General features: G+C 57.6%; 18 protein-coding genes. 13 read left to right on the plus strand and 5 right to left on the minus strand.

The annotated features are described in order from the left end of the window. Positions 1–139 precede the first annotated feature (139 nt). Genes ACOTX1_RS19540 through ACOTX1_RS19565 form a run of 6 tightly spaced genes read left to right on the plus strand, consistent with a single transcriptional unit; the run spans position 140 to position 6248 of the window. A complete protein-coding gene (locus tag ACOTX1_RS19540) occupies positions 140–1654 on the plus strand; it encodes a sugar ABC transporter ATP-binding protein (protein ID WP_003860238.1) in 1515 nt (504 codons plus the stop codon). Between the two features lie 2 nt (positions 1655–1656). After that, complete coding sequence (locus ACOTX1_RS19545) at positions 1657–2652, plus strand: ABC transporter permease subunit (protein ID WP_003860239.1); 996 nt, start codon at positions 1657–1659, stop codon at positions 2650–2652. A 28-nt stretch (positions 2653–2680) separates the two neighbouring features. After that, entirely contained in the window at positions 2681–3622 is a 942-nt protein-coding gene (locus tag ACOTX1_RS19550; protein WP_003860240.1) for an ABC transporter substrate-binding protein, read from the plus strand. Between the two features lie 49 nt (positions 3623–3671). Next, entirely contained in the window at positions 3672–4358 is a 687-nt protein-coding gene (locus ACOTX1_RS19555; RefSeq protein ID WP_023315234.1) for a D-lyxose/D-mannose family sugar isomerase, read from the plus strand. A gap of 10 nt (positions 4359–4368) precedes the next feature. Then, entirely contained in the window at positions 4369–5229 is an 861-nt protein-coding gene (locus ACOTX1_RS19560) for a ketose 1,6-bisphosphate aldolase (RefSeq protein ID WP_023315233.1), read from the plus strand. Beyond that, positions 5229–6248 carry a carbohydrate kinase family protein gene (locus tag ACOTX1_RS19565; RefSeq protein ID WP_023315232.1) on the plus strand — a complete coding sequence of 340 codons (1020 nt, stop codon included), beginning with the start codon at positions 5229–5231 and terminating at the stop codon, positions 6246–6248. The genes ACOTX1_RS19560 and ACOTX1_RS19565 overlap by 1 nt, the downstream gene beginning before the upstream one ends. On the opposite strand, the gene ACOTX1_RS19570 is transcribed toward ACOTX1_RS19565, so the two are convergent. Next, positions 6230–6961 (minus strand): response regulator, encoded by a 732-nt coding sequence (locus tag ACOTX1_RS19570; protein WP_003860246.1) that lies wholly within the window; start codon positions 6959–6961, stop codon positions 6230–6232. The genes ACOTX1_RS19565 and ACOTX1_RS19570 overlap by 19 nt on opposite strands. A 256-nt stretch (positions 6962–7217) precedes the next feature. On the opposite strand from ACOTX1_RS19570, the gene fdhF reads away from it, so the two are divergent. The 3 genes from fdhF (at position 7218) to ACOTX1_RS19585 (ending at position 10635) form a co-directional block, all read left to right on the plus strand. Beyond that, complete coding sequence (gene fdhF / locus ACOTX1_RS19575; RefSeq protein WP_080263600.1) at positions 7218–9365, plus strand: formate dehydrogenase subunit alpha; 2148 nt, start codon at positions 7218–7220, stop codon at positions 9363–9365. Positions 9366–9686: 321 nt separating this feature from the next. Continuing rightward, a complete protein-coding gene (locus tag ACOTX1_RS19580; RefSeq protein ID WP_003860252.1) occupies positions 9687–9839 on the plus strand; it encodes a Hok/Gef family protein in 153 nt (50 codons plus the stop codon). Positions 9840–9960: 121 nt separating this feature from the next. Continuing rightward, on the plus strand, positions 9961–10635 hold the full coding sequence (locus ACOTX1_RS19585; RefSeq protein WP_003860254.1) for a tetratricopeptide repeat protein: 675 nt from the start codon (positions 9961–9963) through the stop codon (positions 10633–10635). Positions 10636–10718: 83 nt separating this feature from the next. Here the strand turns inward: ACOTX1_RS19585 and gltP are convergent, their stop codons facing one another. Further along, positions 10719–12032, minus strand: coding sequence for a glutamate/aspartate:proton symporter GltP (gene gltP, locus ACOTX1_RS19590; protein ID WP_003860256.1), 1314 nt, complete (start codon positions 12030–12032; stop codon positions 10719–10721). A gap of 423 nt (positions 12033–12455) precedes the next feature. Between gltP and acs the strand changes: the two genes are divergently transcribed. The 3 genes from acs to actP all read left to right on the plus strand — a co-directional run bounded on the left by acs (position 12456) and on the right by actP (position 16464). Then, the gene (gene acs / locus ACOTX1_RS19595) at positions 12456–14414 is read left to right on the plus strand and encodes an acetate--CoA ligase (RefSeq protein ID WP_022650235.1); all 1959 of its coding nucleotides are present in this window, start codon (positions 12456–12458) and stop codon (positions 14412–14414) included. Between the two features lie 89 nt (positions 14415–14503). Further along, positions 14504–14818 (plus strand): DUF485 domain-containing protein, encoded by a 315-nt coding sequence (locus ACOTX1_RS19600; RefSeq protein ID WP_017382635.1) that lies wholly within the window; start codon positions 14504–14506, stop codon positions 14816–14818. After that, positions 14815–16464 (plus strand): cation/acetate symporter ActP, encoded by a 1650-nt coding sequence (gene actP / locus ACOTX1_RS19605; RefSeq protein ID WP_023315229.1) that lies wholly within the window; start codon positions 14815–14817, stop codon positions 16462–16464. The genes ACOTX1_RS19600 and actP overlap by 4 nt, the downstream gene beginning before the upstream one ends. A gap of 33 nt (positions 16465–16497) precedes the next feature. Here actP and ACOTX1_RS19610 read toward each other — a convergent pair whose 3' ends face one another. Together ACOTX1_RS19610 and ACOTX1_RS19615 are read right to left on the minus strand one after the other, a co-directional pair. Beyond that, complete coding sequence (locus tag ACOTX1_RS19610; protein ID WP_022650232.1) at positions 16498–17187, minus strand: LrgB family protein; 690 nt, start codon at positions 17185–17187, stop codon at positions 16498–16500. Further along, a complete protein-coding gene (locus ACOTX1_RS19615; RefSeq protein WP_022650231.1) occupies positions 17180–17590 on the minus strand; it encodes a CidA/LrgA family protein in 411 nt (136 codons plus the stop codon). The genes ACOTX1_RS19610 and ACOTX1_RS19615 overlap by 8 nt, the downstream gene beginning before the upstream one ends. A 102-nt stretch (positions 17591–17692) precedes the next feature. Here ACOTX1_RS19615 and ACOTX1_RS19620 point away from each other — a divergent pair, with 102 nt between their 5' ends. Next, positions 17693–18574 (plus strand): LysR family transcriptional regulator, encoded by an 882-nt coding sequence (locus ACOTX1_RS19620; RefSeq protein WP_003860268.1) that lies wholly within the window; start codon positions 17693–17695, stop codon positions 18572–18574. A gap of 94 nt (positions 18575–18668) precedes the next feature. Here ACOTX1_RS19620 and ACOTX1_RS19625 read toward each other — a convergent pair whose 3' ends face one another. Then, positions 18669–20315, minus strand: coding sequence for a Na+/H+ antiporter (locus ACOTX1_RS19625; protein ID WP_003860270.1), 1647 nt, complete (start codon positions 20313–20315; stop codon positions 18669–18671). Between the last annotated feature and the right edge of the window lies 1 nt (position 20316).

A 20316-nucleotide genomic window follows, 5' to 3' on the forward strand; every position in this document is an offset into this window, starting at 1 on the left:
CTTCCCACAGGGAGAGGGAAAAGGAAAATGTGATGGCGATTAGCTATTCATAACTATGACAAATATGAACAGCTTCTGACATTTTGCATTTACGCGCCTGTGATGAAGTGCAGATATCGACATTCACAGGAGATCCGCCATGAGCAGAACCCCGGTTTTAGAGATGCGCCACATTGCCAAAACCTTTGGCAATTTCCACGCGCTCAAGGGCGTGGATTTGACGGTTTTCCCCGGTGAGATCCACGCGCTGATGGGGGAAAACGGCGCCGGAAAGAGCACGCTGATGAAGATCCTCGCAGGCGCCTATACCGCCAGCAGCGGCGACATCCTCATCGACGGTCAGCCGTTTCACATCAAAGGGCCGAAGGATGCGCTGGCCGCAGGCATTACCCTGATTTATCAGGAGATGCAGCTTGCTCCTAACCTGACCGTGGCGGAAAACATTTTTCTCGGTAGCGAGCTGTCGCGCGGCGGGCTGGTCCAGCGCAAAGAGATGGCTGCCCAGGCCCAGGCGGTCATTGACCGTCTGGGCGCGCAGTTCAGCGCCACCGACCTGGTCATGAAACTGACCATCGCCGAGCAACAGCAGGTGGAGATCGCCCGCGCGCTGCACCGCAACAGCCGCATTCTGGTGATGGACGAACCTACCGCCGCCCTCTCCTCACGCGAAACCCACCGTCTGTTCGAACTGATTTTGCGCCTGCGCGATGAAGGGATGGCGATTATCTACATCAGCCACCGCATGGCGGAAGTGTATGAACTCTCTGACCGCGTCAGCGTGCTACGCGACGGGCAATACGTCGGCAGCCTGACGCGCGACAAGCTCAACGCCTCCGAGCTGGTGCGCATGATGGTGGGTCGTCCGTTAAGCGACCTGTTCAACAAAGAGCGCGATATTCCGCTCGGCAGCCCGCGTCTGAACGTGCATCACCTCACGGATGGCAAAAAAGTGCAGCCGTGCAGTTTGCAGGTTCGCTCCGGTGAAATCGTCGGGCTGGCAGGGCTGGTCGGCGCCGGGCGTTCTGAGCTGGCGCAGCTGATCTTCGGCGTGCGCAAAGCCACCGGCGGCATGATTGAGGTGGACGGCGAACCGGTGGTGATCCACTCCCCGCGCGCGGCCATTGAGAACGGCATCGGTTTTCTCACCGAGAACCGCAAGGAGCAGGGGCTATTTCTGGAGCTGGCGGCGCAGGAGAACATCACCATGGCGACGCTGGAGCGCGACGCCACCTTCGGCTGGCTGAACCGCAAAAAAGCGCAGTCGATTTCCGATGACGCCATCGCCCTGCTCAATATCCGCGTGCCGCATTCTCAGGTGCGCGCAGGCGGGCTCTCCGGCGGCAACCAGCAAAAACTGCTGATCTCCCGCTGGGTGGCGATAGGCCCGCGCATTCTGATTCTGGACGAGCCCACGCGCGGCGTGGACGTCGGGGCAAAAAGCGAGATCTACCGCATCATGAACCAGATGGCGCGCAAAGGGGTGGCGATCCTGATGATCTCCAGCGAGCTGCCGGAAGTAGTAGGAATGAGCGACCGGGTGTACGTGATGCGGGAAGGCAGCATTGCGGGTGAACTGCACGGGCGCGACATCTCTCAGGAAAACATCATGACGCTGGCAACCGGCGTGAACGACACACATCATCAGGCGGTGTAATTATGACAACTCCAACCCATCCGCAGCAGGTGGCGAAATCCGCCTCTGCCAAAAAAATGCTGATGAGCGATCTGATGCAAACGATCGGCATTTTGCCGATTTTAATCCTGATTGTGGCTGTATTTGGCTTTATCGCTCCGAACTTTTTCACAGAAAGTAACCTGCTCAATATTACCCGGCAGGCGTCGATCAACATTGTTCTGGCGGCCGGGATGACCTTCATCATCCTGACCGGCGGGATTGACCTCTCCGTGGGCTCGATTCTGGGCACCACGGCGGTGGCGGCGATGGTGGTCTCGCTTATCCCTGAATTTGCGATGCTCTCCATTCCGGCGGCGCTAATGCTCGGTATGGTACTGGGGCTGTTCAACGGCGCGCTGGTGGCCTTCGCCGGACTTCCGCCATTTATCGTCACGCTCGGCACCTACACGGCGCTGCGCGGCGCGGCCTACCTGCTGGCGGACGGCACGACGGTCATTAACTCCAACATCAACTTCGAGTGGATCGGCAATAACTACCTCGGCCCGATCCCCTGGCTGGTTGTGATCGCCCTGGCGGTGATTGTGGTGTGCTGGTTTATTCTGCGTCGCACAACCCTCGGCGTTCACATCTATGCGGTCGGCGGCAATATGCAGGCGGCGCGCTTAACGGGCATTAAGGTCTGGCTGGTGCTGCTGTTTGTCTACGGCATGAGCGGCCTGCTCTCCGGTCTCGGCGGCGTCATGAGCGCTTCACGTCTCTACAGCGCCAATGGCAACCTCGGCACGGGGTATGAGCTGGATGCAATTGCGGCGGTGATCCTCGGCGGCACCAGCTTCGTCGGCGGGATCGGCACGATCACCGGCACGCTGGTCGGTGCCTTGATCATCGCCACCCTCAACAACGGCATGACGCTGATGGGCGTCTCCTACTTCTGGCAGCTGGTGATCAAAGGGGCGGTGATCATCATTGCGGTGCTGATCGACAAATACCGTACCCGACACCATCAAAGTGCATAACAACAATACCCTACGTGAGGAATACAGCATGAGATTGAAGCCCTTAGTGACCGCGCTCTGTGCTGGCGCGCTGCTGGCCGCAACCCCGTTTGCGCAGGCAAAAGATCTGAAATCCATCGGCGTGACGGTGGGCGACCTGGCTAACCCGTTCTTCGTGCAGATCACCAAAGGTGCCGAGCTGGAAGCGCGCAAGCTGGCGGGGGACAACGTCAAGGTGACGCTGGTCTCCAGCGGGTACGATCTGGGCCAGCAGGTGTCGCAGATTGATAACTTCATTGCGGCGAAAGTGGACATGATCATCCTCAACGCCGCGGATTCCAAAGGGATCGGCCCGGCGGTAAAACGCGCCAAAGAGGCGGGGATCGTGGTCGTGGCGGTTGACGTGGCGGCGGAAGGGGCCGATGCGACCATCACCTCCGATAACACCCAGGCGGGTGAGATGGCCTGTAAGTACATTACCGACCGCCTGAAAGGTAAAGGCAACGTGGTGATCATCAACGGGCCGCCGGTTTCTGCGGTACAAAACCGCGTGGAGGGCTGCCAGACCGAGTTCAGGCGCCACCCGGATATCAAAGTGCTCTCGGATAACCAGAACGCCAAAGGCAGCCGTGAAGGCGGGCTGGAGGTCATGACCTCCCTGCTGGCGGCTAATCCGAAGATAGACGGCGTATTCGCGATTAACGATCCTACCGCGATCGGCGCCGATCTGGCCGCGAAGCAGGCGCAGCGCAACGAGTTCTTTATCGTTGGTGTGGATGGCAGCCCGGACGGTGAAGAAGCCCTGAAGCGCGAAAACTCCCTGTTTGTGGCGACGCCAGCGCAGGATCCGCAGGTGATGGCGGCGAAGGCGGTGGAGATCGGCTATGACATTCTTCAGGGCAAACCTGCGCCGAAAGAGCCTGTGCTGATCCCGGTGACGATGATCGATAAAAAGAACGTCGGCACGTATAAGGGGTGGACGGTTAAATGATCCTTTTCCCTCTCCCACCGGGAGAGGGAACTGTTTTCAAGGAGTCCCCATGAAACGCTCCGACATCAATGAAATCCTCGGCCATACGCGGCAGTTCTTCTCCATGCACGACGTGCATCTCCCGCCTTTTGCCAGCTTTCCGCCGACAAAATGGCAGCAGCTTGACCAGGCCGCATGGCAGGAGGTGTTTGACCTCAGGCTCGGCTGGGACGTGACGGCATTTGGTGGCAACAACTTCGCTGCACAGGGGTTAACGCTGTTCACCCTGCGCAACGGCTCCCCCAACGGCGTGCCCTATGAAAAGTGCTATGCCGAAAAAATCATGCACGTCCGCGACGGCCAGGTGACGCCGATGCATTTTCACTGGCGCAAGCGGGAGGACATCATTAACCGCGGCGGCGGGAATCTGATTATTGAGTTATGGAATGCGGGCGCGCATGAAGAGACCGAAAACACCGACGTGACCGTTACCGTCGACGGCTGTCGGCAGACGCACACGCCCGGCAGCCAGCTGCGCCTCACACCAGGGGAGAGCATCTGCCTGACGCCCGGCCTGTACCACAGTTTCTGGGGTGAACGCGGCTTTGGCGACGTGCTGGTGGGCGAAGTGTCGTCGGTCAATGACGATGAACACGACAACCACTTTTTACAGCCCATTGACCGCTACAACACCATTGAAGAAGACGAACCGGCGGTGCTGGTGCTGTGCAACGAGTACAACCTGTTTCGGATATAAGGAGTGAATGATGCCATTGATTTCTCTTGCCGATGGTCTGGCCCACGCCAGGGAACACCGCTACGCCCTGGGCGCGTTCAACGTGCTCGACTCCCACTTCCTGCGCGCGCTGTTTGCCGCCGCGAAGCAGGAACGCTCGCCGTTTATCATCAACATCGCCGAAGTGCATTTTAAGTACGTGTCTCTGGAGTCGCTTGTCGAAGCAGTGAAGTTCGAAGCCGCCCGTCACGATATTCCCGTGGTGCTTAACCTCGACCACGGGCTGCATTTTGAGGCCGTCGTGCGCGCCCTGCGCTTAGGGTTCAGCTCGGTGATGTTCGACGGCTCGACGCTGAGCTATGAGGAAAATATCCGCCAGACGCGGGAAGTGGTGAAGATGTGCCATGCGGTGGGCGTCTCGGTAGAGGCGGAGCTGGGCGCGGTCGGGGGTGATGAAGGGGGCGCGCTTTACGGGCATGCGGATGAAGCCTTCTTCACCGATCCGCAGCTGGCGCGCGAGTTTGTCGATTTAACCGGTATCGACGCGCTGGCGGTCGCCATTGGCAACGCGCACGGCAAATACAAGGGCGAGCCGAAGCTTGATTTCCCGCGTCTGGACGCCATTCGACGGCAGACGGGCCTGCCGCTGGTTTTACACGGCGGCTCTGGCATAAGCGATACTGATTTCCGCCGCGCCATCGAGCTGGGCATTCATAAAATCAACTTTTATACCGGCATGTCGCAGGCCGCGCTCGCCGCCGTTGAGCAGCGCATGGCAAACCGCCAGCCGCTGTACGATGAGTTTGCCGAACTGCTGCTGGGCATTGAAGAGGCCATTACCGATACGGTTGCGGAACAGATGCGCATCTTCGGCAGCGCGGGGCAGGCATAATGGAACGCAAAGGGATTATCGCCGCAGGCAACATGCTGGTGGATCACGTCCACCAGATCGTACAGTGGCCGGAGCGCGGCTGGCTGGCGGAAATCACCCATAGTGAACGCTCAACCGGCGGTGCGCCGCTCAACGTTCTGCTGACGCTGGCGAAAATGCACGTCGGCCTGCCGTTACAGGCGGTGGGGCTGATTGGGGAAGACAGCGACGGAGACTATATTCTGGCGATGCTCGACCAGTATCACGTCAATCGCCAGCGCGTGCAGCGTACAACATTCGCCCCAACGTCGATGTCGCAGGTGATGACCGACCCCAGCGGACAGCGCACTTTTTTCCACTCGCCGGGCGCCAACCGCCTGCTGGATCTTCCCGCCTTCGATCGTTTAGACGGATCGCTGAAGATCTTCCATCTCGGCTACCTGCTGCTGCTCGACAGCCTGGACATGCCGGACGAGGAATTTGGCACCCGCAGCGCGCGGTTACTGGCACAGATGCGCGATCAGGGGTATGAAACCTCGCTCGATCTGGTGTCCCGCAAGGGCGATCCGCGCTATCAGCCGCTGGTGCTCCCTGCCCTGCGCCATCTTGATTATCTGGTGATTAACGAGCTGGAAGCCGGTGAGTTTAGCGGGCTTGAGATCCGTGACGGCCATGATGCGCTGAACATGGCCCATATCGCCGACGCTGCCACACAACTGCTGGCGGCAGGCGTGCGACAGCGGGTGGTGATCCACTGTCCGGAAGGGGCATGGGGTGAAGCGCCGGGTGAAAAAGGGCAATGGGTTCCGTCGTGGAAGCTGACGCAGGACGAGATTATCGGCAGCGTCGGCGCGGGCGACGCGTTTTGCGCGGGCTTTTTATACGGCTGCCATGAATCCCTGCCGCTGACGGAGAGTATTTATCTGGCGCACGCCTGCGCGCGGGCCAGCCTGCTGGCGGCTAATGCAATTGACGGCGCGAAAACGCTGGCCGAGCTTCAGACGTTTATTCAGGAGAACGGTCAGGCGGCTTTCTCATGATGGGAAACGTCCGTGGCAAAAACATAGCCCAGACCGCGAATGGTTTTGATCAGCAGAGGCTGGTGCGGATTGACCTCAATTTTTCGCCGTAGCCGCATGATCAACACGTCGATAGTGCGGTCAAAGACCTCGGCGCTTTCGCTGTGGGTCAGCTTCAGCAGCTGTTCACGACTCAGTACCCGGCGGGCGTTTTGCGTTAATGCCAGCAGCAGGCCATATTCGCCCTGGGTTAACGGCACGGTATTACGCTGCGGATCGCTCAGCTCGCAGCGGGTGGTGTCCAGCGTCCAGCCGTTAAAGGCAATACCTTCAACGCGCGGCGCGGCAGGCTCCGCGTCCAGCGCGCCAGTACGACGCAGCACCGCCTTAACGCGGGCGACCACCACGCGCGGATTGAACGGTTTTCCGATGTAATCATCAGCGCCCATTTCCAGCCCGACGACCACATCTGATTCACTTCCCAGCCCCGTCAGCATTACCACCGGTAGCGATGGTCGCTGCTTTTGCAGTTGCAGTAAAACCTGTAATCCGTTGATATCCGGCAGCATCATGTCCAGCAGAACCAGCGCAATGCCGGAGTCCTGCTGGACACGGTTCACCGCGTCCTGCCCAGAGTGACACGTCAGTACGGTAAAGACGTGCTCGCTGAGCACATCCTGTAGCAGTTCGCAGACTGCGACATCATCGTCAACCACCAGAATCGCCGGTTTCATCGCATGCTTCCGTCAGGGAATTATGTTAAGTCTGAACCATTCTGCCGCCGGCTCCAGCCGAATTGTTTTTTACGTGACGGAAATTCAATCCATGTCACATCCCCTGCCCTTTCGACACGTCAATTTTGACGATTGGCTGTTTTTCGTCAGGGTTTTGCCCCGCAAAGGGTCGTAAAGTCAGGAAATACCCATAATAAAAACATGGCATAGAAGCTGCATATTGGGCAGGTAAGAACTGTTTAACTGGAGCAAAGTGATGAAAAAAGTCGTCACGGTTTGCCCTTATTGTGCCTCAGGTTGCAAGATCCACCTGGTGGTCAATAATGGCAAAATCGTCCGGGCGGAAGCGGCGCAGGGTAAAACCAATCAGGGCACGCTGTGCCTGAAAGGATATTACGGCTGGGATTTTATTAACGATACCCAAATCCTCACCCCGCGCCTGAAAACCCCTATGATCCGCCGCGAGCGCGGCGGCAAGCTGGAAGCCGTCTCCTGGAATGAAGCGCTGGATTACGTCGCCACGCGCCTCAGCGCCATCAAGGCCAAGTATGGCCCGGATGCGATTCAGACCACCGGCTCCTCACGCGGAACCGGGAATGAAACCAACTATGTGATGCAAAAATTCGCGCGCGCCGTTATTGGTACCAATAACGTCGACTGCTGCGCTCGCGTCTGACACGGCCCATCGGTTGCAGGTCTGCACCAGTCGGTCGGTAACGGCGCAATGAGTAATGCCATCAACGAGATAGATAATACCGATCTCGTCTTCATCTTTGGTTATAACCCGGCGGATTCTCACCCTATCGTCGCGAACCACGTTATTCGCGCTAAACAGAATGGGGCGAAAATCATCGTCTGCGATCCGCGCAAAATTGAAACCGCGCGCATTGCGGATATGCACATTGCATTGAAAAACGGTTCAAACATCGCGCTGTTGAACGCAATGGGGCACGTCATTATTGAGGAGAACCTGTACGACCAGGCGTTTGTCGCGACCCGTACAGAAGGCTTTGAAGAGTATAAGAAAATAGTCGAGGGCTATACGCCTGAATCCGTCGAAGCGATAACCGGCGTCAGCGCGCAGGAGATTCGTCAGGCGGCCAGAATATATGCCGGGGCAAAAACCGCCGCCATTCTCTGGGGCATGGGCGTGACCCAGTTCTACCAGGGCGTGGAAACCGTGCGCTCGCTCACCAGCCTCGCCATGCTGACCGGCAATCTGGGTAAAGCGCATGTGGGCGTGAACCCGGTGCGTGGTCAGAATAACGTGCAGGGTGCGTGTGATATGGGCGCGCTGCCGGACACCTATCCGGGCTACCAGTACGTCAAATTCCCGGAAAACCGCGAGAAGTTTGCGAAGGCCTGGGGCGTGGAGAGCCTGCCGGCACACACCGGGTATCGCATCAGCGAGCTGCCGCACCGCGCGGCGCACGGTGAAGTGCGTGCGGCCTACATCATGGGTGAAGATCCGCTCCAGACCGACGCCGAACTGTCCGCAGTGCGCAAAGGCTTTGAGGATCTGGAGCTGGTGATTGTTCAGGATATCTTTATGACCAAAACCGCGGCAGCGGCGGATGTGATTTTGCCGTCGACCTCCTGGGGCGAGCATGAAGGTGTCTATACGGCGGCAGACCGCGGCTTCCAGCGCTTCTTCAAGGCCGTCGAGCCGAAATGGGATCTGAAAACGGACTGGCAGATCATCAGCGAAATCGCCACCCGCATGGGCTACCCGATGCACTACAACAACACCCAGGAGATCTGGGACGAGTTGCGGCATCTGTGCCCGGACTTTTATGGGGCAACCTATGAAAAAATGGGTGAGCTGGGCTACATCCAGTGGCCGTGCCGGGATGAGTCAGAATCCGATCAGGGGACGTCATACCTCTTTAAAGAGAAGTTCGACACCCCGAACGGGCTGGCGCAGTTCTTCACCTGCGACTGGGTCGCGCCGATCGATAAGCTCACCGACGAGTATCCGATGGTGCTCTCCACCGTGCGTGAAGTGGGCCACTACTCCTGCCGTTCCATGACCGGCAACTGCGCCGCGCTGGCGGCGCTGGCGGATGAACCGGGTTACGCGCAGATCAACACCGCCGATGCCGAACGGCTCGGTATTGAAGATGAAGCGCTGGTGTGGGTGAATTCGCGTAAAGGCCGCATCATTACCCGCGCGCAGGTCAGCGACCGTCCGAACAAAGGGGCAGTCTATATGACCTACCAGTGGTGGATTGGCGCCTGCAACGAGCTGGTGACCGAGAACTTAAGCCCGATAACCAAAACGCCGGAGTATAAATACTGCGCCGTAAACCTGGAGTCCATTGCGGATCAACACGCTGCGGAACAGTATGTGATCGACGAATATAACAAGCTGAAAGCCCGACTGCGCGAAAGCGCAATGGGTTGAAGCCGTTAATCTATCGTTGAATAAAGGGAGTGATATATTCACTCCCTTTTTATTTCCGATTAATTCATAAGAAATAGAAATTATTATTCTGGAAAGCGGCTCGCAGAAATAATGTAATTTACGCAGAATAGAATTACATCTTTGCATTTTAATTCAGAGGGATAAGATGTGCGGCGGGTGCTTAAGACTTTCTGTCTTGAGCATTGTTGAGGGACAGAAAGTAGAAAGCCCCGGGAAATTTTCATTTACCCGAGGCTACTCCCTCAACTCCAACAAGTTGAGAGTAGCCTCTTATTCTTTTTTTGACAAGGAGTAAAAGGCATGACGCCTTTAAAAACTGCGTTAGGCATCGTCTTTATTGTTTGCCTGACGATAGTGATCTTTACCTTTATTACTCGCGGCAGGCTCTGCGAGTTTTCAATAAAGAGTGAACATCAGGAGGTGGCGGCGAAATTAGCCTGTAACGCAGGCTAACCTCTTCGGGCGGAACGCGTGTTCCGCCCGGCTTGTGGGATGCTGAGGTCTTAACGCACCCGTTTTTTTCTTCTGTCGCCGCGATTATACTGCGCGGCGTGTACCCAGATGATAAGAATCCATGAAAATCCTTTTTCTGATGTTGTTATTTTTAACCGCGTTTGCCCATGCCGATGAGATAGGCAGCCAGTATAAAAAGCAGGCTGAAGCGGGCGATGCGCGCGCGCAGTATTATCTCGCCGATACCTGGTTCAGTTCCGGCGACAGCGCGCAGGCGGCGCTGTGGGCGGAAAAAGCGGCAAAAGGCGGTGATGTCGACGCCATGGCGCTGCTGTCGCAAATCCACTTTTCGCAGGGTGACTATGCGCAGGCTAAAGCCCTGGCCCAACAGGCAAACATTGCGGGCAGCAAACGCGGCGCGATCATGCTGGCGCGTGTGCTGGTGAACACGCAGGCGGGCAAAACCGACTACCCGCAGGCCATCGCACTGCTGCAATCGGCGACCGAAGACATCGATAGCGACTCGGCGGTAGACGCGCAACAGCTGCTGGGGCTGATCTATGCCAACGGCGTTGAAGTTCCTCAGGATGACGTGCAGGCCGCATCGTGGTTCAAGCGGAGTTCGGCTCTGTCCCGGACGGGCTATGCGGAGTACTGGGCAGGAATGCTGTTCAGGCAGGGTGAGAAAGGCTTTATCACACCGAATAAGCAGAAAGCGCTTTACTGGTTAAACCTGAGCTGTACCGAAGGGTTTGATACCGGGTGTGAAGAGTTTGATGCATTGAGCGGGGAGTAAATTGTTGCCCGGTGGCGCTGCGCTTACCGGGCCTACGGCTTATGTAGGCCCGGTAAGACGAAGCCGCCACCCGGCTTTTTACATCACTGGTCAGCCGTTTTATCAAAACGACCCAGTACCTCGCGTTCATACGCCAGCGCTTTTTTACGGTCGAACTTGTGTTCCCACTTAGCGATTACCAGTACCGCCAGGGCATTACCCACCACGTTCAGCGCGGTACGCGCCATGTCGAGGATACGGTCCACACCGGCAATAAACGCCAGGCCTTCCAGCGGAATACCGACGCTGCCCAGCGTCGCCAGCAGCACCACGAAGGAGACGCCCGGCACGCCTGCGATCCCTTTTGAAGTCACCATCAGCGTCAGAACCAGTACGATTTCCTGCCACAGCGACAGGTCAATGCCGTACAGCTGCGCGATAAAGATCGCTGCAATACTCTGATACAGCGTTGAACCATCCAGATTGAAGGAGTAACCGGTCGGTACAACGAAGCTGGTAATGGACGCCGGCGCACCGTAGGCCTCCATCTTCTCAATGATACGCGGCAGTACGCTCTCGGAGCTTGCCGTGGAGTACGCCAGAATCAGCTCATCCTTCAGGATGCGGATCAGGATCCAGATGCTGAGCCCGCACAGGCGCGCCACAATGCCCAGCACCACCAGCGCGAAGAACAGAATCGCGAAGTGCACCAGAATCACCAGCTTCGCCAGCGGCCACAGGGAGGCAAAGCCGAAGTTCGCTACGGTCACCGCAATCAGCGCGAATACCCCGACTGGCGCATAACGCATCACCATGTGGGTGACTTTGAACATGGTTTCGGAGATAGAGCGGAACACGGTCACCAGCGGTTCACGGTGCGTCGCGGGCAGGGAAGAAAGCCCCAGGCCAAAGAGTACCGAGAAGAAGATGATCGGCAGCATCTCGCCCTTCGCCATGGACGCGATAATGTTGGTCGGTACCAGCGAGAGAATAGTCCCCATCAACCCATGCGAATGGCTCTGCACATCGGCGGTTGTGCTTTGGTATTTCGAAATATCCACCGTCGCCAGCTGCGACATATCGATCCCGGCACCAGGCTGGAACACGTTCGCCAGGGTGATGCCAAGTACGATGGCAACCGTAGTGATCACTTCGAAATAGAGAATGGTTTTAACGCCGATGCGGCCTAACTGTTTCGCATCACCAACACCCGCGATACCGACCACCAGCGTCGAGATCACAATCGGCACAACAATCATCTTGATCAGATGAATAAAGATATCGCCCGCAGGGGAGAGAAGGTTCGCAATCAGCCACTCGCGACTGTCGCTATGATAATGGAGGTAACTGCCCAGCAAGATGCCCAGCACAAGGGCCAGCAGGATCTGCCAGGCCAGGCTGACTTTCAAATTTTTCATAGAAACTGACTTCCTCAATGAAATCTCCGCACCATCAAAACTGCATGAATATGGAGACATACTGAAAGGGTATGAATTGTGTTGCGTTGGTTTATGGGATTTTTTAACGCGCCGTATGAGTATCATTTGCACGGCATGCTGCGCAAGCCTTAAAGAACAAGGCATTTCACTGCAAAAAGTGTCATTGTCGGTAATTTATAGCAATTCGCATAAATAACCGTTTGTTATACAAAATATTTTCACTTCAAAAAAGTGAATAATTCTTCAGATGAATTATTTCCCTTCAAAGTTTCATTCGCTCAATTTTCATACTCTTCAGACATTGCGTGATCTGTCGCCCAAATACTAAACAAAGCTTGTAAAGCCCCTACTATTAACGTTTTTGCGACATATTATTAACATCTTACAAGGAGAAAAAAAGCCATGAGCCAAATACACAAACACGACATTCCCGCAAACATTGCGGACCGTTGCCTGATAAGTCCGGAGCAGTACCAGGAGAAATACCAGCAGTCCGTTTCCAGCCCTGACGCGTTCTGGGGTGAGCAGGGTCACATCCTCGACTGGATCAAACCTTATCAGAAGGTAAAGAACACCTCTTTCGCGCCGGGCAACGTCTCCATTAAATGGTATGAAGACGGCACGCTGAACCTGGCGGCGAACTGCCTGGACCGCCATCTTGCCGAACGCGGCAACGAAACGGCTATCATCTGGGAAGGCGACGATGCCTCTCAGAGTAAACACATCTCGTATAAAGAACTGCATCGCGACGTGTGCCGCTTTGCCAACGTGCTGCTGGCCCAGGGCATTAAAAAAGGCGATGTAGTGGCGATCTATATGCCAATGGTGCCGGAAGCGGCGGTGGCGATGCTGGCCTGCGCGCGCATCGGCGCGATCCACTCCGTTATCTTCGGCGGCTTCTCGCCGGAGGCGGTTGCCGGGCGTATTGTCGACTCGAATTCGAAGCTGGTGATCACCGCTGACGAGGGCGTGCGCGCCGGGCGCGGTATTCCGCTGAAGAAAAACGTTGATGAAGCGCTGAAAAACCCGAACGTGAAATCCATCAGTAACGTCATTGTCTTCAAACGCACGGGCGGCAAAATCGACTGGCACGAGGGGCGTGACCTGTGGTGGAGCGATCTGATTGAAAAAGCGAGCGACCAGCATCAGCCGGAAGAGATGAACGCGGAAGATCCGCTGTTTATTCTTTATACCTCCGGCTCCACCGGTAAGCCGAAAGGCGTGCTGCATACCACCGGCGGCTATCTGGTTTACGCGGCCACCACCTTTAAATACGTTTTCGACTACCATCCGGGCGACATCTACTGGTGTACCGCCGACGTGGGCTGGGTCACCGGCCACAGCTACCTGCTGTACGGCCCGCTGGCCTGCGGCGCAACGACGCTGATGTTTGAAGGCGTACCGAACTGGCCAACGCCGGCGCGTATGTGCCAGGTGGTTGATAAGCATCAGGTCAACATTCTCTACACCGCGCCAACGGCGATCCGCGCATTAATGGCGGAAGGCGATAAAGCCATCGAAGGCACGGACCGCTCTTCCCTGCGCATCCTCGGCTCCGTGGGCGAGCCGATCAACCCGGAAGCCTGGGAGTGGTACTGGAAGAAGATCGGCAACGAGAAGTGCCCGGTGATGGACACCTGGTGGCAGACCGAAACCGGCGGCTTTATGATCACCCCGATGCCGGGCGCCACGCAGCTGAAAGCCGGTTCGGCCACCCGTCCGTTCTTCGGGGTACAGCCTGCACTAGTGGATAACGAAGGCAATCCGCAGGAAGGCGCCACCGAGGGCAATCTGGTGATCGTCGATTCCTGGCCTGGCCAGGCGCGTACCCTGTTTGGCGACCACGAGCGGTTCGAGCAGACCTACTTCTCGACCTTCAAAAACATGTACTTCAGCGGCGACGGCGCGCGCCGGGATGAAGACGGTTATTACTGGATCACCGGACGCGTGGACGACGTGCTGAACGTCTCTGGCCACCGTCTGGGCACGGCGGAGATTGAGTCTGCGCTGGTGTCGCATCCGAAGATTGCCGAAGCGGCGGTTGTCGGCATTCCGCACAACATCAAGGGCCAGGCGATCTACGCCTACGTCACCCTGAACCACGGCGAAGAGCCGTCGCCAGAGCTGTATACCGAGGTGCGCAACTGGGTGCGTAAAGAGATCGGCCCGCTTGCCACGCCGGACGTGCTGCACTGGACCGACTCGCTGCCGAAAACCCGTTCCGGCAAGATTATGCGCCGTATCCTGCGCAAAATCGCGGCAGGCGACACCAGTAACCTCGGTGATACCTCAACGCTCGCGGATCCTGGCGTGGTGGACAAACTGCTCGAAGAGAAGCAGGCCATCGCAATGCCTTCATAATTTTTTTCTCCCTCTCCCCTCACCCTAACCCTCTCCCCATAGGGGAGAGGGGATAAAACAAACCAACCTTACTTCTGGAGATTTCTGTGATGAATAACGATATTTGTCAGCAGATAGAGAATAGTGCGCACTACAGGGAGCTGGTCGAAAAACGGCAACGGTTTGCCTTCATCCTTTCCATCATCATGCTGATTATCTATGTCGGCTTTATTCTGCTGATCGCCTTTGCGCCGCACTGGCTGGGCACCCCGCTGCATGAGGGTACCAGCGTCACGCGCGGTATTCCGATTGGGATTGGCGTTATCATCATTTCGTTTGTGCTCACGGGTGTGTACGTCTGGCGTGCGAACGGTGAATTCGATCGTCTTAACAGAGAAGTTCTGCGCGAGGTAAAAGCATCATGAAGAGAATTCTGACGGCGCTCGCCGCCACACTTCCCTTTGCTGCCCATGCAGCAGATGCCATTACCGGCGAGGTCCAGCGCCAGCCAACCAACTGGCAGGCGATTATCATGTTCCTGATTTTCGTGGTGCTGACGCTGTATATCACCTACTGGGCGTCGAAACGCGTGCGCTCCCGTAACGATTACTACACCGCGGGCGGCAACATTACCGGCTTCCAGAACGGTCTGGCGATTGCGGGAGACTTTATGTCTGCCGCCTCGTTCCTTGGGATCTCCGCGCTGGTGTATACCTCAGGGTATGACGGCCTGATCTACTCCCTCGGCTTCCTTGTCGGCTGGCCGATCATTCTGTTCCTGATTGCCGAGCGCCTGCGTAACCTGGGGCGCTATACCTTTGCTGACGTCGCCTCCTATCGCCTGAAGCAGGGGCCGATTCGTACCCTCTCCGCCTGCGGTTCGCTGGTGGTGGTGGCGCTGTACCTGATTGCGCAGATGGTGGGCGCGGGTAAGCTGATCGAGCTGCTGTTCGGCCTGAACTACCACATCGCGGTGGTGCTGGTGGGCGTGCTGATGGTGATGTATGTCCTGTTCGGCGGCATGCTGGCCACCACCTGGGTACAGATCATCAAGGCGGTACTGCTGCTGTTCGGCGCCAGCTTTATGGCCTTTATGGTGATGAAGCACGTTGGGTTCAGCTTCAATAATCTGTTTACCGAAGCCATGTCAGTGCATCCGAAAGGGGAAGCGATCATGAGCCCGGGTGGGCTGGTGAAAGATCCGATATCCGCGCTCTCGCTCGGTCTCGGCCTGATGTTCGGTACCGCAGGTCTGCCGCATATCCTGATGCGCTTCTTCACGGTGTCAGATGCGCGTGAAGCGCGTAAGAGCGTGTTCTACGCCACCGGGTTTATGGGTTACTTCTATATCCTGACCTTTATTATCGGCTTTGGCGCGATCATGCTGGTGGGGGCAAACCCGGCGTTTAAAGACGCGGCGGGCGCGCTTATCGGCGGTAACAACATGGCGGCGGTGCATCTGGCCGACGCGGTGGGCGGCAACCTGTTCCTTGGCTTTATCTCTGCCGTGGCCTTCGCCACCATCCTCGCGGTGGTTGCAGGGCTGACGCTGGCCGGCGCGTCTGCGGTCTCGCATGACCTCTACGCCAACGTTTTCCGTAAAGGCGCGAGCGAGCGCGATGAGCTAAAAGTCTCCAAAATCACCGTGCTGGTGCTGGGCGTCGTCGCCATCCTGCTGGGGATTATGTTCGAGAAGCAGAACATCGCCTTTATGGTCGGGCTGGCCTTCTCGATTGCGGCAAGCTGTAACTTCCCGATCATTCTGCTCTCCATGTACTGGTCAAAACTGACCACCCGTGGGGCGATGATTGGCGGCTGGCTGGGGCTGCTGACGGCGGTGATCCTGATGATTCTGGGCCCAACGATTTGGGTGCAGATCCTCGGTCACGAAAGCGCTATCTTCCCGTATGAATACCCGGCGCTGTTCTCCATTGCCGTGGCGTTTATCGGTATCTGGGTCTTCTCGGCTACCGACAATTCGCCGGAAGGTAACCTGGAGCGTGAAAAATTCCGCGCCCAGTTTATCCGCTCGCAAACTGGCCTGGGCGTTGAGCAGGGCCGCGCGCACTAAGTCTTTTCTCCCCGGTCGCTCTGGCCGGGGAGCTTAAAACATCACCCACGCCACCAACGGTGCGATCAGCACCATCGTGACGCCCGAAAGCATCATCACCAGGCTCGCGACAACGCCCTCCTGCTGTCCCAGCTCATAGGAGCGTGCCGTGCCCGCGCCGTGCGACGCCGCGCCAAATCCCGCGCCTTTGGCCATTCCTTCCCGAATAGAAAGCCGCAGAAACAGCATATCGCCCACCGCCATCCCAAAGACGCCCGTCACCACCACAAACAGCGCCACCAGATCCGGCTGGCCACCGAGCGGTTTGGCGGCTGCCAGCGCAAACGGCGTGGTCACCGAACGCACCGCCAGGCTGCGCTGGATTTCATCCGACAGGGTAAACAGGCGCGCCAGCCAGACCGAGCTGCACACCGCCACCACCGTCGCGGTGACGACGCCCGCGCTGAGCGACATCCAGTGGCGTCTGATAATAGCGAGGTTGTCATAAACGGGTACGGCGAAGGCGATGGTCGCCGGGCCGAGCAGCCACAGCAGCCAGTGGGATTCGCCAATGTAGTTCTGCCAGGAGATATGGCCGAAGACCAGCATCAGCACCAGCAGGATCGGCGTAAAGACCAACGGCATCAGCGGCAGCGCGCGAAAGCGGCGATACAGGCGCTTGTTGGCAAAGTAGATGACAACTGTCGCAATCAGGCACAGCAGGCTTATCTGAAAGTTAGTCATGCTTCTGCCTGCTGATTTCAAAGCGATACACCTTATCCACCACCCAGGCGGTGGCGCCCAGCACCATCAGCGTGCTCAGGGCGATAACCGCAAAGATGCGCCAGCCGTCGACCATCAGCAGTTGTGCATAATTCACCACCGCCACCACGGCCGGCACAAAGAACAATAGCATCTCCGCCAGCAGCCAGCGCGCCCCGGCGCGCACCCAGTTAAGGGGCAACGCGCGACAGAGGATCAGCGTCAGCATCAGCACCATCCCCACCAGGTTGGCGGGTAAAGGCAGATGCAGCCAGTCGACAAGATATTCCGCGAAAACAAACAGTCCCGCGTAAAGCAGTACCTGAACCGGTACCTGAAGTCGTTGCACAACGGCAGGCGTAACACGGCTTAACGCCACGGCCATGGGGGTTTTCCTCAGAAATGAGACGAGGCGCCAGTATAGTGAGCGTACGGTATCGACTGAAATGAATTAAAATCATCGAAGGTATAGTTTCGAGGAATAATCATGGACATAAGAACGCTGCGCTATTTTGTCGAGGTGGTTCGCCAGCAAAGTTTTACTCGCGCAGCGGAGAAGTTATTCGTAACCCAGCCGACCATCAGCAAAATGCTGAAAAACCTCGAAGATGAGCTGAACTGTACGCTGCTGATCCGCGACGGGCGCAAGCTACTGCTGACCGATACCGGTCGCGTAGTGTTCGAGCGCGGGCTGGCCATTCTGGCAGAGTTCCGCCAGCTGGAGGCCGAGCTTGGGGACATCAACCACCTGACAAAAGGGCTGCTGCGGCTCGGTATTCCGCCGATGGTCGGCATGATGATGGCCGGGCCGATAAGCCTGTTTCGTCAGCGCTATCCCGGCGTTGAGCTAAAAATTTCTGAATTTGGCGGCCTGACCGTGCAGCAGGCGGTGATGAACGGTGAACTGGACGTGGCCATGACGGCCCTTCCCGTAGAGGAGGAAAGCGGCCTGGCGACGCTGCCGCTGTTCAGCCACCCGCTGTGCGTGCTGGTGCCGCGCTCCGGCGACTGGCTGAAGATAGACTCAGTAAAACCCGAGCTGCTCGGCGAACACCCGCTGCTGATTTACAACGAAGATTTTGCCTTAAGCCGCCAGCTGATGGCGCTGTTTAACCAGCACAACGTAAAGCCGCGCATTGCGGTGCGCAGCGGCCAGTGGGATTTTCTGGCGGCGATGGTACAGGCGGGCGTGGGGATTGCCATTCTGCCGCAGCCGATCTGCGAGCGGCTGGATAAAAACACGCTGCGCTGGATCCCGCTGGAGAGCGACCTGCACTGGCAGCTGGGGATGATCTGGCGTGAAGGGGTCTATCTGTCGCACAGCGCGCAGGCGTGGTTGCAATGCTGTGAGGGGTTTTGGGTGCCCTGACCCCTCACCCCAACCCCTTTCCCCATAGGGCGAGGGGCTCGATCGGTTCCCTCTCCCCTATGGGGAGAGGGCTAGAGTGAGGGGGCAAAGCGCGCTACTGATTCTCTATCAACAACGCTTCCAGCAGGTCCAGATCGTGCAGCAGCTTTTGCAACGTCTCGTTGCTGATCTGCCGCGTCGCGCGCAGGTGATACAGCTCGGCACGCTCGGAGCGCAGCGCCGCCAGGCGGAAACGGCGTTCGAGGTTCTCTTCCTGCAACGAACTTTCCACGTCGTTACGTCCGTCAGCACGGCGACGCAAATTACCAATCACGCGTGAACTGACTTCCTTCAGCAGCTGGTTATCAATGTTCTCTTCGGCATCGGCGGCCAGACGCTCCTCCATTTTCTCGATGGCGACAATCGCCACTTCCGCCGTCGCCGCACGGGCAATCCGCTCTTCTTTGTGCTGCTGCGAGGAGTCACCCGCGTCAATATGTTGCAGCAGAATCGGCAGCATAATCACGCCGACAAACAGCGAGAAGAGGATCACGCCCGCCGCCAGGAACACCAGCTCGTAGCGCGCCGGGAAGACGTCGCCCGTCGGCAGAAGCAGGGGAATGGAGAGTACACCAGCAAGGGTGATCGCCCCGCGAACGCCCGCGAAAGAGGCAATCAGCAGCTCGCGCGTGGTCCACGAGCCAAACTCCATCGGCTTTTTGGTCAGGAAGCGAACGCTGAATTTCTTCATCGTCCACAGCCAGCCGAAACGTACCAGCATCAGCGCAAGGTAGATGAGCACGATATCGGTAAATAGCATCCAGACTTCAACGTTTGGATCCGCTTCGGCCGCAATCAGCGAGGATTCCATAATGCCCGGCAGTTGCAGGCCCAACAGCAGGAACACCATGCCGTTAAAGACAAACTCGAGCATCGCCCAGGTACTGTTTGCACGCAGGCGCATCGCCAGCGGTGCGCGGCGCATCACGCCGGAGCGGGTGATGGTCATCCCCGCGGCTACCGCCGCCAGAATGCCCGACACGCCGATATGTTCGGCAATCAGGTAAGAGGCGAACGGCAGCAGGAACAGCAGGACGATCTGCGTCGCCGGTTCATCACCACCCCAGCGGCTAAGGAAGCGCAGCGAGCGTCCGTACAGCCAGCTCACTACGAAGCCCGCGAGGATACCGCCAATCGCCACCTTGAAGAATTCCAGGGTCGCGCCGCCTACGGTAAAGACCATGGTGCCCATGGCAACCGCCACGGCAAACTTCAGGGCGACCAGGCCAGAGGCGTCGTTCATCAGCGCCTCGCCCTGCAAAATGCCCATGATTTTCTTTGGAATGCGCCCTTCACCCACAATGCCGGACAGCGCCACGGCGTCGGTAGGCGACAGCACGGCAGCCAGCGCAAAGGCGGGGATGAGCGGGATCCCTGGTACGGCCCAGTATATCAGGAAACCAATCCCGACCACGGTGACGACCACCAGCGCCAGCGCCAGGCCGAAGATCTCTCGCCCGTGCTCCAGAAATTCGCGCGTCGGCGTTTTCCAGCCATCGGCAAACAGCAGCGGCGGGATAAACAGCACGAGAAACAGTTCCGGATCGAACTCCACGTGCAGACCGAACGTCGGCCACGCCAGCAGCGCGCCGATAGCTATTTGCATTAAGGGCAGGGGGACCTGGAAGGGCAGTACGCGTGTAACCACCCCGGATAATGAGACCACAAGGGTCATGATGAGTATTGTGAAGAAAATTTCCATG

Origin of the sequence: Enterobacter cloacae complex sp. IR5401 (assembly GCF_049238425.1) — a bacterium.
GTDB classification, from domain to species: Bacteria; Pseudomonadota; Gammaproteobacteria; order Enterobacterales; family Enterobacteriaceae; genus Enterobacter; species Enterobacter hormaechei_C.

Bases quoted from the DNA above. Each gene is read 5' to 3' on its own strand.
- ACOTX1_RS19540 (WP_003860238.1), top strand. From the start codon at position 140: ATGAGCAGAACCCCGGTTTTAGAGATGCGCCACATTGCCAAAACCTTT.
- ACOTX1_RS19545 (WP_003860239.1), top strand. From the start codon at position 1,657: ATGACAACTCCAACCCATCCGCAGCAGGTGGCGAAATCCGCCTCTGCC.
- ACOTX1_RS19550 (WP_003860240.1), top strand. From the start codon at position 2,681: ATGAGATTGAAGCCCTTAGTGACCGCGCTCTGTGCTGGCGCGCTGCTG.
- ACOTX1_RS19555 (WP_023315234.1), top strand. From the start codon at position 3,672: ATGAAACGCTCCGACATCAATGAAATCCTCGGCCATACGCGGCAGTTC.
- ACOTX1_RS19560 (WP_023315233.1), top strand. From the start codon at position 4,369: ATGCCATTGATTTCTCTTGCCGATGGTCTGGCCCACGCCAGGGAACAC.
- ACOTX1_RS19565 (WP_023315232.1), top strand. From the start codon at position 5,229: ATGGAACGCAAAGGGATTATCGCCGCAGGCAACATGCTGGTGGATCAC.
- ACOTX1_RS19570 (WP_003860246.1), bottom strand. From the start codon at position 6,961: ATGAAACCGGCGATTCTGGTGGTTGACGATGATGTCGCAGTCTGCGAA.
- ACOTX1_RS19580 (WP_003860252.1), top strand. From the start codon at position 9,687: ATGACGCCTTTAAAAACTGCGTTAGGCATCGTCTTTATTGTTTGCCTG.
- ACOTX1_RS19585 (WP_003860254.1), top strand. From the start codon at position 9,961: ATGAAAATCCTTTTTCTGATGTTGTTATTTTTAACCGCGTTTGCCCAT.
- gltP (WP_003860256.1), bottom strand. From the start codon at position 12,032: ATGAAAAATTTGAAAGTCAGCCTGGCCTGGCAGATCCTGCTGGCCCTT.
- acs (WP_022650235.1), top strand. From the start codon at position 12,456: ATGAGCCAAATACACAAACACGACATTCCCGCAAACATTGCGGACCGT.
- ACOTX1_RS19600 (WP_017382635.1), top strand. From the start codon at position 14,504: ATGAATAACGATATTTGTCAGCAGATAGAGAATAGTGCGCACTACAGG.
- actP (WP_023315229.1), top strand. From the start codon at position 14,815: ATGAAGAGAATTCTGACGGCGCTCGCCGCCACACTTCCCTTTGCTGCC.
- ACOTX1_RS19610 (WP_022650232.1), bottom strand. From the start codon at position 17,187: ATGACTAACTTTCAGATAAGCCTGCTGTGCCTGATTGCGACAGTTGTC.
- ACOTX1_RS19615 (WP_022650231.1), bottom strand. From the start codon at position 17,590: ATGGCCGTGGCGTTAAGCCGTGTTACGCCTGCCGTTGTGCAACGACTT.
- ACOTX1_RS19620 (WP_003860268.1), top strand. From the start codon at position 17,693: ATGGACATAAGAACGCTGCGCTATTTTGTCGAGGTGGTTCGCCAGCAA.
- ACOTX1_RS19625 (WP_003860270.1), bottom strand. From the start codon at position 20,315: ATGGAAATTTTCTTCACAATACTCATCATGACCCTTGTGGTCTCATTA.